This window comes from Mesorhizobium sp. P2_E9 (assembly GCF_056403815.1).
Genome location: NZ_JBFUET010000030.1, coordinates 42552 through 54288 on the forward strand (window position 1 = coordinate 42552; position 11737 = coordinate 54288).

Below are 11737 nucleotides of genomic sequence, written 5' to 3' on the forward strand. Positions count from 1 at the left end.
AGCTATCCAGCGGCCCGAGAACCATCACGGTTTTCGGGCCGCTGCCGTTGTGATGGCGGCGACGAAGCGGTTGAGACTGTCCTCGACATAGGCGGCTACATCGACCGTCGGATCGAAGCTCCACCACAAGAGCGAGCCCTGCCAATGCGAGGCCATCAGCAGGCCGACGTCCTGGGGCGGGCTGGATATCTCCGTAAAGCAATCCGCAAGGATTTTGGACAGAGATGCCTTCCAGGCCGCACCCCGCGTCCGCAGCAGGGGATCACGCAGGTCCTCGCGCAGGACAAGCAGGCCGTCGGCATAGGATTCGATGCCGCCATAACCTTGCGACAGCGCCACCAGCAATTCGACCGCGCCGGCCGGGGTCCGGGCAACGGCGCCGCCTAGTGTTCTTGTCTTGTCGTCGAGACCGTCCCAGGCATGCAAAAGGGTACGTTGTTTCAACTGCGCCTTGTTCTTGAAGCGTTGCACCAATGTCGCGCCGGAAAGGCCGCAAGCCTTTGCCAGCCGTTCGAAGGTGAGCGCCTCCGGACCATGTTCATGGATCAGCCGAAGGGCTGCCTCCAACACCTGCTCGTCGGACCGGGTTTTGGGTCGGGTCATCTTGACATTCCAATATAACCGAATGATCATTTATATATAATGCGGGCGGCGCTGACCAGCCCGCTTGTCGATGGTTTTGTTTTGGGAGAGGTCAATGACGTTGCAAGGGAAAGTTGCCCTGGTCGCCGGTGCGACGCGCGGTGCGGGGCGCGGCATAGCGGTCGAACTCGGTGCTGCTGGCGCTACGGTCTATGTCACCGGCCGGAGCACGCGTGCCCAACAATCAGAGTATGCGCGGCCCGAAACAATCGAGGAAACGGCGGAAATGGTCACGGCGAACGGCGGCAGGGGCATCGCCGTGCAGGTCGATCATCTCGTGGCAGACGATGTGCGCCGTCTGGTCGAGCGCATCCGCACCGAACAGGGGCACCTCGATATATTGGTCAACGACATCTGGGGCGGTGAAAAGCTGTTCGAATGGGACAAGCCGGTCTGGGAGCACAATCTGGAGAATGGCTTGCGCATGCTGCGGCTGGCCATCGACACGCATCTGATCACTGCCCATCATGCGCTACCCCTCATGATCAAGCAGCCGGGCGGACTGCTGATTGAAGTCACGGACGGCACGGCCGAATACAATGCCGACCACTACCGCCTGTCGCCCTTCTACGATCTTGCCAAGGTCGGGGTGAACCGCATGGCCTGGGCTCACGCCAAGGACCTTGCGAAACACGGTGCCACCTCGGTCTCGTTGACGCCCGGCTGGCTACGGTCGGAGATGATGCTGGAGGCCTTTGGAGTGCGCGAGGAGAACTGGCGCGATGCCGTCGCCACGGTGCCTCATTTCGTCATTTCGGAGACGCCGCGCTTTGTCGGGCGGGCCGTTGCCGCATTGGCCGCAGACCCTGACCGCTCACGCTGGAACGGGCAGTCGTTGTCCAGCGGTGGGTTGGCGCAGGTCTATGGCTTTACCGATCTCGACGGTTCGAGGCCCGATGCCTGGCGCTATCTGCCGGAGGTCCAGGAAGCCGGCAAACCCGCCGATGCTACGGGTTACCGGTAAGGCAATCTGGAATCGCTCAGACCGCGCGCCCGTCGAAGTCGAAGACCGACAAGGTTGACGGGTCGAGATCGGCGACGCAGTTGATGTTGATGTAGGCGCTGCGTTCACCGCCTTTGCGGACGTCCTCAGCGAATGGGTGGATGCCGCAGGTACGGCAGAAGCGGTGCGCCATGGCGTGGTTGCCGAACGTGTAGCAGCCCAGATCATCGCCCCAGGCCAGGACCGTCAGGCTCTCATGCGGGATGGCACACAAGAGCGCGCCCTTACGCGAGCAGATCGAACAATTACACCGCACGGCGCCGGTCAGCTCCGCCTTGAATTCGAACGCGATCTTGCCGCAATGGCAGCTGCCTTTGTACAGCATCAGTATCTTCCTATCGCTGGCAGGTGCAAAGGCACGCTGGCCGGGCTATCCCTTCCGCAGGCCGAACGGCTGCTTAAACTCTTTATGTTTGCGCAATTCCGGACGGAAAACCGCGACGCACTTTTCCTGGAATTGCTTTAAAGACGTTCTACCTTGGCGGAGTCCGACACCGACATGCAATCCATCCGCGATCGTCTCGAAATCATCCTGTCACGTCTTGCCAATCGTGCGGCCGGCGAGAAGGTCTTCACCAAGCTCTATGCCGAAGTGGCGCGGGCCGCGGCCGACGCCAGCGATGCCCGCAGCCGAGCCGGCGTGACGCTCGGGCCGCTCGACGGCGCCATTGTCTCGATCAAGGATCTGTTCGATGTCGCCGGCGAGGCGACTACGGCCGGCTCGCTGATGCGCAAGACCGCTGCACCCGCGCTGCGTGATGCGGCCATCGTCAGCCGGCTGCGGCAGGCCGGCGCGGTGATCATCGGCAAGACCAACATGACCGAATTCGCCTTCACCGCGATCGGCGACAACATGCACTACGGCACGCCCGGCAATGCCGCCGATGCCAGCCGGATTCCCGGCGGTTCATCCTCAGGCGCCGGCGTTTCCGTCGGGGAGGGGACGAGCGACATTTCGATCGGATCCGATACCGGGGGTTCGATCCGCATTCCCGCATCGTTGAACGGTGTCGTCGGCTTCAAGCCGACGGCGCGGCGCGTGTTGCTTGCCGGTGCCTTTCCGCTGTCGGGCACGCTGGACTCGATTGGGCCGCTTGCCCGAACCGTCGCGCAATGTGCTGCCACCGACGCGGTGATGGCTGGCGAGGTGCCGACAGAGCTGTTGGCCATTCCACTCGCCGGGCTTCGCGTTGGTATTCCGCGCGGCGTTCTTTTCGGCGACACGGAAGACAAAGTCGCGGCGGCTTTCGAGCATTGTCTCGGCAAGATCGAACAAGCCGGCGCGCGCATTGCCGATCTGGCGATCGATGACATGATCACGGAGCTGCGCGCCGCCACCAAGCGCGGCTCGATCGCCGCGATGGAAGGAGCCGAGATCCATGCCGACTGGCTGGCGACGGGCGCAGCGGTGCCGGTCGACCCGCATGTCAGCGGGCCCTTGTCGCGGGCGGCCATGCTGCCGACGCCGGTCTATATCAGGGCCTTGCGGCGTCGCCGCGCGCTCGTCGCCTCAATGGATGAGCGGCTGACATCGGTCGATGTGCTGGCTCTGCCGACCGCGCCGGTGACGGCACCGACCATCGTTTCCATGGCCGAGGATGCCGAGCTGCGCGACCATGTCGAAGGCCTGCTGTTGCGCAACACGCAGGTCGCCAACCAGTTCGACCTCTGCGCGATCTCGCTGCCGATGCCCGGCATGGCGCTGCCGGCCGGACTGATGCTGGTGGCGCGCAACGGCCATGACCACCATCTGCTGCGCATCGCGGCGGAAGTCGAGCGGTTGCTCCGATAGACAGCGAGCCGCTGATTCGCAATCAGCGTGCCGCGCAGCGATTGCGCTCGGCTTTCCTAGAGGCGCGTTCGATGTTGGTAACGACCAGCATCGGCGGATCGCTCGGCTCACCGCGATGCTGGATCGATCCTCGGACGACGAGTTTTCCAGCATAGAGCTTGTCGGAGAGGTCAGGTGCCGATCTTTCCAGCGGCGACAATTCGGTGGTGTTGAGAGAAACGCCTTTAATGATCTTGCCGGTGGCCAGGTCCAGCGCATTACCCGACGGGCAGGGGGCCATCATGCAGGCGACCCCATTGCTGCAGTAGACGTAACTGTTCTCGGCCAGAGCGAGCGACGGCAATGCTGTGATCGAAGACGTGGCGATAGCGAGGAGGGCGAGGCGAAAACTGGACATGCTTCAGCGTCACTGAGAATTGGGGCGAAACCGCGATTGCTATATGTCGAGCGGAAACCGCTGCCTGTAGTCATCCACCACTTCCGGATTGCGCAGATTGACCGGCAGTTTGCCCGCCAGCACCAGCAAGGCTTCTCCCGCGGCACCGACGCCCATGCGCATCATCGATTCCTCGGTAATGCCTGCCATATGCGGGGTGATGATGACATTGTCGAAGCCGAAATAGGGATGATTTGACGGCAGCGGTTGCGTCGAGAAAACGTCGAGTGCTGCACCGCCAATGCGGCGCTCCCGCAAGGCCTCGATCAGCGCGTCGTCATCGACGACCGGTCCGCGCGACACGTTGATCAGCAGCGCATTGGGCTTCATGCAGGCGATGCGTTCGCGGCTGATCAGGCCGCGTGTCTCCGGCGTCAGCGGGCAGCAGAGCACGATGATGTCGCTCTGCTCGACCAGTGCGTCGATCGACAGGAAGCCGACCTTGTCCGGCGCCGGCTGCATGCTGCGCGTCGTCGCCACCACCTTCAGGTCGAAGCCATGCGCGGCGATATGGCCGACGGCCTGGCCGACGGCGCCGAGGCCGACGATGCCGATGGTCTTGCCGGCAAGCTCGATGTTGGAATTGGCGTGCTCGCGCCCGGCGAGCCAGCCTTTGGCGCGCAGGTCGCGGTCGACCCTGCGGAATTGCCGCAGCAGCGCCAGTGCGGTGAGCATGACATGTTCTGCAACTGAGCGCGCATTGACCGCCGGCACGTTGGCCACCAGCACGCCGGCCGCGGCCGCTGCTTCCATAGGAATCATGTCGAGCCCGGCGCCGTGGCGGATCGCTGCCCGCAGCTTCCAAGCCCCTTCGAACAGTGCAGGCGGCAGTGGCGCGCGCACGATGACGATGTCGGCGTCTTTGGCCTCTCTGATCAGGGTGGCAGGATCGAGCGCCGATGCGATGACGAGTTGACCGGCGCCCGCCAGCTTGGCCGAGGCGCGCGGGTGCAGCGGATGGGTCGACAGGATCTTCGGCACGGTCTGGGCCACGGTCAGGCCTTTTCGAGCGCCGGGCTTGGCGGCGCAACCGCCTTGCCGCCCTCGATCAGGCCCTTCCAATAGCTTTCCGCGCCTTGAAGGTGGGCGCTCATCAGTGCCTGGGCCAGATTGCCGTCGCGGCGCAGCAGCGCCTCGTAGATCTGCACGTGCTCGGCATGCGAACGCACGCTGCGCTCGGGATCGTTGAAGTAGATCGGCAGGCGCTGCTCGCCCATCAGATAATAGACGCTGCAGATGTTGTGGAAGACGCTGTTCTTGGTGGCGCGCACGATCTCGAGATGAAACTCGCGGTCTTCCTTGGCGAGGCCTTCGCCGGCGGCGATGCGCTCCTCGGATGCCTTAAGGATTTCACGCAGGCGCTCGAAGTTCTCCTCGGTGGCGCGCGAGCAGGCAAGCTCGGCGGCCTTGATCTCATGGATCTTGCGCAGCTCGACCGTTTCATAGATCTGCAAGGGATCAAGCGGCAGGCCGGCACGCGCGAACAGCGCCAGCGCTTCGACGCTGGCCTGCTTGGTGTCGATATAGATGCCGGACTTGGCCCGGCGCTCGACGATGCGCATGGCTTCCAGGATGGCCAGCGCCTCGCGGATCTGGCCGCGGCTGACGCCGAAATGCTCCGCCAGCTCACGCTCCGACGGCGTGCGGCCGGTCTCGCTGTCCGAGTGGGAGAACAGGTAGGCGGCGAGTTCCGCGAGGAGGTTCTTTTCTTTCATCGTCAACTGCGTTGCGCGTGCGCCTCCAGGAATCGCTCGGAAATGGTGAATCCCAATCCGGGCTTTTCCGGGATCGCTATCATACCGTCCGTTGCTTCGACAGTCTCTTCGATCAGATCGTGGATCATCGGGTTGGCGCCGAGCGAATATTCGACCGTGAAACTCGACGGCGAGGCGGCGCAGACATGCAGCCCAGCGAAGAAACAGGGGGCGCCGGCCCACAGATGCGGCGCAAAACGCAAATTGAAAGCGCTGGCTATGGTGCCGATTTTCATCGCCTCGCTGATGCCGCCGCAGAAGGCGGGATCGGGCTGGAAGATATCGGCGGCCTTCAGCACCGCGAGGTCGCGGAACGCATAGCGCGTCGCCTCGCTTTCGCCGGTGGCGATCGGAACGGCGCCGGAGGCGCGCACTTCGGCCATGCCCGGCTTGTCGTCGGCGATCACGGGCTCCTCGAACCAGGCGAGATCGAGGTCGTTGACGAGATGAATGAAGCGCTTGGCTTCCGCCACCGTATAGGTGCCGTGGGCATCGACCATCAGCTCGACATCGGGGCCGAGTGCCTGGCGCGCGGCGCGCACACGGGCGGCGGAAACATGTGCTGCCCCATCCATGGCGCCGACGCGCATCTTCAGCGCCTTGAAGCCGCCCCGGGTGATGTACGATTTCAACTGTTCGCCGATCGCATCGGCCGACGCCCAGCCGCCGGAGGCATAGGCCTGCATGCGGTCGAGCTTGCGGCCGCCGAGCAGCCGCCAGACTGGCACGCCAAGCGATTTCCCCAAAATATCCCAGAGCGCGATATCGACGGCGCTGATGGCGGCGATGCTCATGCCGCGCCGCGCCAGTTGCGGCATGGCGTGGCCGGCGCGCGCTGCACTGTCGTGGCGCACGCCATTGTAGAGCATCTCCCAGATGATGCCGATATCGGCCGGATCGCTGCCGATCAGCTGTGGGCCGACCTCGTGGTTCAGCATGTGGACAAGCGCGCCGTAGCTGCCGGCGCTGCCGGCGGCGTTCTTGCCTTCGCCCCAGCCAACCAGCCCGTCATCGGTTTCGATGCGCAGAATGGCGGCGTCAAAGGTAGTGACCTGGCCGAAGTCGCTGCGATGTTGCTTCGCGGCTTCGATCGGGACGCGGACCCACCAGGCTTGGACGGTCTTGATGCGCATATTTTTCCCCAGCCCTGCCGCCGGCCAGGGCGGAAGGGCAAACTTCCCAGAAGCAGTCGACTACTTGATCAGCGGCAGCAACGTTTCGGCGGTGATGCGCATCTGGTCGGTGTAGAATTTTTCGGTGAGCACGCTGGAGCCGTGGTCCTGGATGAACTTCAGCTGCTCGGGCGAGATGTCGACCGGATGGCGCTCGACCATTTCGGGGTAGGGCGCTGCCGGCGTGCGGTCGACCGGGGCGACGAATTCGTTGGTCAGCGCGCCGTCGTAGCCGACTTCCTTCAAGGTGGCGACGATCCTGGGCCAGTCGATCTGGCCAAGGCCGGCGGCGAAGCGATTGTTGTCGGCGACATGGAAGTCGAACAGCCGCTTGCCGACCTGACGGATGGCGTCATGGACGTTAAATTCTTCCATGTGGATATGGTAGGCGTCGAGGCAGACGCCGCATTCGGGGCTGACCGCATCGGCCAGCGCCAGCGCCTGGGCGCCGCGATTGAACAGATAGGTCTCGAAGCGGTTGAGCGGCTCGACGGCGATCTTGACACCGACCTTCTTGGCATGGGTGAAGCACTCGCGGGTCGCGTCGACCACCCACTTCCATTCCTCTTCTTCGGTACCGTCCGGCACCACCTTGCCGACTGTCGCGGGGACGAGCGTGATGATCTCGCCATCGAGCTCGCTGACCATGGTCAGCACGTCCTTGACGTATTGAACCGAGCGCTCGCGCTGCCCTTGGTTCTTGGCGGCAAGGTTGCGTTCGCCCAGCATCAAGGTCACCGCGCCCCAGCAGCGGATGCCATGCTCCTTCAAGAGTGCCCGCGTCTCCTTGGTCTTGTACTGCTCGGGCTCGCCGGAAATCTCGATCGACTCATAGCCGAACTTCTTGATGCGCTTGAGCGTCGTCTCCAAAGGTTCCGCGCGCATCCAGTTGTGCGTCGAAAGATGCATGGTCTGTCCTTCCCAAATTCGTCCGTATGGTTTGCCTGCGACATGCGTCGCCGAAAGGCGACGCAAGGGTTCCTCCCCAAGGCATCCCCAGCCTTTTCCAGCAAACTGGTTCGACCAATTGGGCCTGAAGCGAGGTCTACAGCAAATTCCAGGGAACGGCAAGGAGCGTGGTACTGCGACTTTTTGTGCGAATTATTCCGTTGATTATATTGCGATATATGCCGATACTTCGGGCGTTCGAAGGGCTTTGCCGGTGCATTGTCAGGCTTGACCAAATTTCCCTATTTGGTAATACCAGAATGGTAATGCCTGCAAAGCGCCCAGTGCGAAAAGACCAAAATGGCTGGCCCTGCTTCCAATCGGCGCTATGCTTGGTCGAGACACAATGAGGGAGGATGCCGATGCCAACGACAATGAAGGGCCCTGGACTGTTTCTGGCGCAGTTCGCGGGTGATGCAGCGCCATTCAATTCGCTGGCCTCGATCACCAAATGGGCCGCCGGTCTCGGCTATAAGGGCGTGCAGATCCCGACCTGGGACGCGCGCCTGTTCGACCTCAAGAAAGCGGCCTCTTCCAAGACCTATTGCGACGAGGTGAAGGGCATCTGTGCCGACGCCGGCGTCGAGATCACTGAATTGTCGACGCATCTGCAGGGGCAGTTGGTGGCGGTGCACCCGGCCTATGACGCGCAGATGGATGGCTTCGCGCCGGCCTCGGTCCACAACAATCCGAAAGCGCGGCAGAAATGGGCGGTCGAACAGATGAAGTTCGGCGCCAAGGCGTCGCGCAATCTCGGGCTGAATGCTTCGGTCTCGTTCACCGGCTCGCTGGCTTTCCCTTACCTCTATCCCTTCCCGCAGCGGCCGGCCGGACTGATCGAGGAGGCCTTTGGCGAACTCGGCAAACGCTGGAAGCCGATCCTCGATGTCTATGAGGACAATGGCGTCGATGTCGGCTACGAAATTCACCCCTCTGAGGACGTGTTCGACGGCGCCACCTTCGAGATGTTCCTCGAGGCGGTCGGCGGCCACAAACGCTGCAACATCAACTACGACCCCTCACATTTCCTGCTGCAGCAGCTCGATTATCTCGAATTCATCGACATCTATCACGAGCGCATCAAGGCGTTCCACGTCAAGGACGCCGAGTTCAACCCGACCGGCCGGCAAGGCGTCTATTCCGGTTATCAGAGCTGGACCAACCGCGCCGGCCGTTTCCGCTCGCTCGGCGACGGACAGGTGGATTTCGGTGGCATCTTCTCCAAGTTGACGCAGTACAATTATGATTCCTGGGCGGTGCTGGAATGGGAGTGCTGCCTGAAGCATCCCGAAGACGGTGCTGCCGAAGGCGCACCCTTCATCCAGCATCACATCATCCGCGTGACGGAAAGGGCATTCGACGATTTCGCCAGCGGCACCACGGACAAGAAGCTGCTGCGCGCGATGATGGGAATTTAACGGAGAAGAAAATGGTTGGCGCATCGAAGTCGGAAACGGGAGGCGGCCCGATCCGCTACGGCATGGTTGGCGGCGGGCAAGGCGCCTTCATCGGCGCGGTGCATCGTATCGCGGCGCGCTTGGACAATGACTTCGTGCTGGTCGCCGGCGCTTTGTCGGCGAATCCCGAGCGTGCCAAGGCATCGGCCGCCGAGCTCGGGCTCGATCCGGATCGCAGCTACGCCTCCTATGCCGAGATGGCCAAGGCCGAGGCAAAGCGCCCCGACGGCATCGAGGCGGTGGCCATCGTCACGCCCAACAATGTGCATGTGCCGGCGGCCAAGGCGTTCCTCGAGGCCGGCATCCACGTGATCTGCGACAAGCCGCTGGCAACGACGCTGGCCGAGGCGAAAAAACTCGCGGCTGTGGTCGAGAAGACCGGCAAGGTGTTCGTGCTGACCCACAACTATACCGCCTATCCGATGGTGCGGCAGGCGCGCGAAATGGTGGCCAAGGGCGTGCTTGGCGACATCCGCATCGTGCAGTCGGAATACCCGCAGGACTGGCTGACCGAAGATCTCGCCGCCACCGGCCAGAAGCAGGCCTCGTGGCGTGGCGATCCGAAACAGGCGGGCGCCGGCGGTGCGCTGGGCGACATCGGCACGCATGCCTACAATCTCGCCCGCTTCGTCTCGGGGCTGGAGCTCGACTCACTGTCGGCGGATCTCGATGCCTTCGTGCCGGGTCGGCTGCTCGACGACAATGTCAACGTCATGCTGCGTTTCAAGCCCACCGGCAAGACTCATCCGGCCAAGGGCATGATCTGGGCGAGCCAGGTGGCGCCCGGGCACGAGAACGGGCTGAAGCTGCGCATCTATGGCTCGAAGGGTGGGCTGGAATGGGTGCAGGCTGATCCGAACTATCTCTGGTACACGCCGTTCGGCCAGCCCAAGCAATTGATCACCCGCAACGGCGCCGGCGCGCTGCCGGTGGCGGGCCGCGTCAGCCGTGTGCCTTCAGGCCATCCCGAGGGTTATCTCGAAGGTTTTGCCAACATCTACCAGGAAGCCGCGCGGGCGATCCGGGCTGCACGCCGCAAGGGCGGTAAGCCGGCAAAGGATGTGGTCTTCCCGACCATCCAGGACGGCGTCGAGGGCATGGCCTTCATCGAGGCCTGCGTGAAATCGTCGAAGAAGAATGGGGCGTGGACGAAGCTTTAGTCGCGCGCTGCCCCCTCACCCGGATTGCTAGCCGAACTGCGAAGGGCAATTCGGGGCAATCCGACCTCTCCCCGAGGGGAGAGGAGGAGGTGGCGCCGATACTAAGTCTCTTCTCCCCTCGGGGAGAAGGTGGCCGCGAAGCGGCCGGATGAGGGGGAGTTGCGCGAAGCTGGCGGGGGCAGCCAGTACGCGCCATCAATGGGGGAGGGGCGTCGATGAAAATCGGCATGTGTATGTTTTTGTGGACGACGGCCGTGTCGAAGAAGCATGAGAAGCTGCTTCGCGACATCAAGGCGACAGGCTTCGATGGCGTCGAGATACCGGTCTTCGTCGGCACGCCGGACGACTACAAAAAGCTCGGCGACCTGCTCGACCACATCGGGCTGGAGCGGACCGCGGTCTCGGCGATGGGCGATCCTTCGATGAACCTGATCTCGCCGGATGCCGCGACCCGCAAGGCCGGCATCGAGTACATGAAGTGGGCGATCGATTGCGCCGATGCGCTTGGCGCCAGGACGCTCAGCGGACCGCTGCACTCGACGCTCGGCGCCTTCTCCGGCTCCGGGCCGACACCCGCCGAGAAGAACCGTTCCATCGTCTCGCAGCGCACTATCGGCGACCATGCCGGCAAGAGGAACGTCACCATCGGGCTGGAGGCGCTGAACCGCTTCGAATGTTATCTTTTCAACACGATGGCTGATCTGTCGGAGCACATCGATGCCATCGGCCGGCCCCATATCAAGGCGATGTACGACACCTTTCATGCCAATATCGAGGAGGCCGACCCGATCGGCGCCTATACGAAGCATCGCAGGAATGTCGTGCACATCCACATATCGGAGAACGATCGCGGCGTGCCGGGGCGTGGCAACATTCCGTGGAAAGAGACGTTCGCGGCGATCCGCAAGAGCGGCTACGATGACTGGCTGACGATCGAGGCGTTCGGGCGGTCGCTGAAAGATCTGGCGGCGGCGACCAAGGTGTGGCGCGATTTTTCGGAGAGCCCGGAAGCGGTCTATCGGGATGGGTACAAGCATATCAGGAATGGATGGAAGAAGGCGGCTTAGGCGCGCCCTGCGCCTGGTCCATTTTCCATTTGTGTTCGCGGCGATTGCCAAGTGGTTCCCCCACTCCGTCTCGGCTTCGCCGAGCCACCTTGTATCTACACGAGAGAGATTTCGTGGGATTGAAGCGATTGAGCCAAGGTCCGGCCGGCCAGCCGGACCTTGGCTTGGCGAAGTCGCCCGTACCACCTGAGGTTACAACCGCGGGAGAGCTTGGGATCTTCGCCTTCGTCACGCACGACCGAAAAGTCGCTTGGTTCCAACCGTACGTACAAGGCAGGTTACCGTGAACAGGATCATTTGTGGAGT

12 protein-coding genes are annotated in these 11737 nt (G+C 62.9%); 5 read left to right on the top strand and 7 right to left on the bottom strand.

The window, feature by feature from the left end; translation table 11 throughout:
* Window positions 1-24: 24 nt before the first annotated feature.
* Window positions 25-603 carry a TetR/AcrR family transcriptional regulator gene (locus AC1D05_RS34400; RefSeq protein ID WP_477447290.1) on the bottom strand — a complete coding sequence of 193 codons (579 nt, stop codon included), beginning with the start codon at window positions 601-603 and terminating at the stop codon, window positions 25-27.
* Window positions 604-697: 94 nt separating this feature from the next.
* On the opposite strand from AC1D05_RS34400, the gene AC1D05_RS34405 reads away from it, so the two are divergent.
* Window positions 698-1606, top strand: a complete 909-nt coding sequence (locus AC1D05_RS34405) for an SDR family oxidoreductase (RefSeq protein ID WP_477447292.1) — start codon at window positions 698-700, stop codon at window positions 1604-1606.
* Between the two features lie 16 nt (window positions 1607-1622).
* On the opposite strand, the gene AC1D05_RS34410 is transcribed toward AC1D05_RS34405, so the two are convergent.
* The gene (locus AC1D05_RS34410; protein ID WP_477447294.1) at window positions 1623-1970 is read right to left on the bottom strand and encodes a GFA family protein; all 348 of its coding nucleotides are present in this window, start codon (window positions 1968-1970) and stop codon (window positions 1623-1625) included.
* A 174-nt stretch (window positions 1971-2144) separates the two neighbouring features.
* Here AC1D05_RS34410 and AC1D05_RS34415 point away from each other — a divergent pair, with 174 nt between their 5' ends.
* The gene (locus AC1D05_RS34415; protein WP_477447296.1) at window positions 2145-3437 is read left to right on the top strand and encodes an amidase; all 1293 of its coding nucleotides are present in this window, start codon (window positions 2145-2147) and stop codon (window positions 3435-3437) included.
* 22 nt (window positions 3438-3459) lie between these two features.
* Here the strand turns inward: AC1D05_RS34415 and AC1D05_RS34420 are convergent, their stop codons facing one another.
* The 5 genes from AC1D05_RS34420 to AC1D05_RS34440 are packed head-to-tail and all read right to left on the bottom strand — an operon-like array spanning window position 3460 to window position 7708.
* Window positions 3460-3834 carry a hypothetical protein gene (locus tag AC1D05_RS34420; protein ID WP_477447297.1) on the bottom strand — a complete coding sequence of 125 codons (375 nt, stop codon included), beginning with the start codon at window positions 3832-3834 and terminating at the stop codon, window positions 3460-3462.
* A 39-nt stretch (window positions 3835-3873) separates the two neighbouring features.
* Window positions 3874-4866 carry a hydroxyacid dehydrogenase gene (locus AC1D05_RS34425; RefSeq protein WP_477447299.1) on the bottom strand — a complete coding sequence of 331 codons (993 nt, stop codon included), beginning with the start codon at window positions 4864-4866 and terminating at the stop codon, window positions 3874-3876.
* A 2-nt stretch (window positions 4867-4868) separates the two neighbouring features.
* A complete protein-coding gene (locus tag AC1D05_RS34430) occupies window positions 4869-5588 on the bottom strand; it encodes a FadR/GntR family transcriptional regulator (RefSeq protein WP_027043339.1) in 720 nt (239 codons plus the stop codon).
* Window positions 5589-5590: 2 nt separating this feature from the next.
* The gene (locus AC1D05_RS34435; RefSeq protein ID WP_477447301.1) at window positions 5591-6760 is read right to left on the bottom strand and encodes a mandelate racemase/muconate lactonizing enzyme family protein; all 1170 of its coding nucleotides are present in this window, start codon (window positions 6758-6760) and stop codon (window positions 5591-5593) included.
* 60 nt (window positions 6761-6820) lie between these two features.
* Window positions 6821-7708, bottom strand: coding sequence for a sugar phosphate isomerase/epimerase family protein (locus AC1D05_RS34440; protein ID WP_172223926.1), 888 nt, complete (start codon window positions 7706-7708; stop codon window positions 6821-6823).
* Between the two features lie 401 nt (window positions 7709-8109).
* Here AC1D05_RS34440 and AC1D05_RS34445 point away from each other — a divergent pair, with 401 nt between their 5' ends.
* From AC1D05_RS34445 to AC1D05_RS34455, 3 genes are all read left to right on the top strand, one after another.
* On the top strand, window positions 8110-9165 hold the full coding sequence (locus AC1D05_RS34445) for a sugar phosphate isomerase/epimerase family protein (RefSeq protein WP_477447303.1): 1056 nt from the start codon (window positions 8110-8112) through the stop codon (window positions 9163-9165).
* 11 nt (window positions 9166-9176) lie between these two features.
* Window positions 9177-10364: a Gfo/Idh/MocA family protein gene (locus AC1D05_RS34450; protein WP_477239358.1), complete on the top strand. Its 1188-nt coding sequence runs from the start codon at window positions 9177-9179 to the stop codon at window positions 10362-10364.
* 215 nt (window positions 10365-10579) lie between these two features.
* Entirely contained in the window at window positions 10580-11431 is an 852-nt protein-coding gene (locus AC1D05_RS34455) for a sugar phosphate isomerase/epimerase family protein (RefSeq protein WP_477447305.1), read from the top strand.
* Window positions 11432-11737 lie beyond the last annotated feature (306 nt).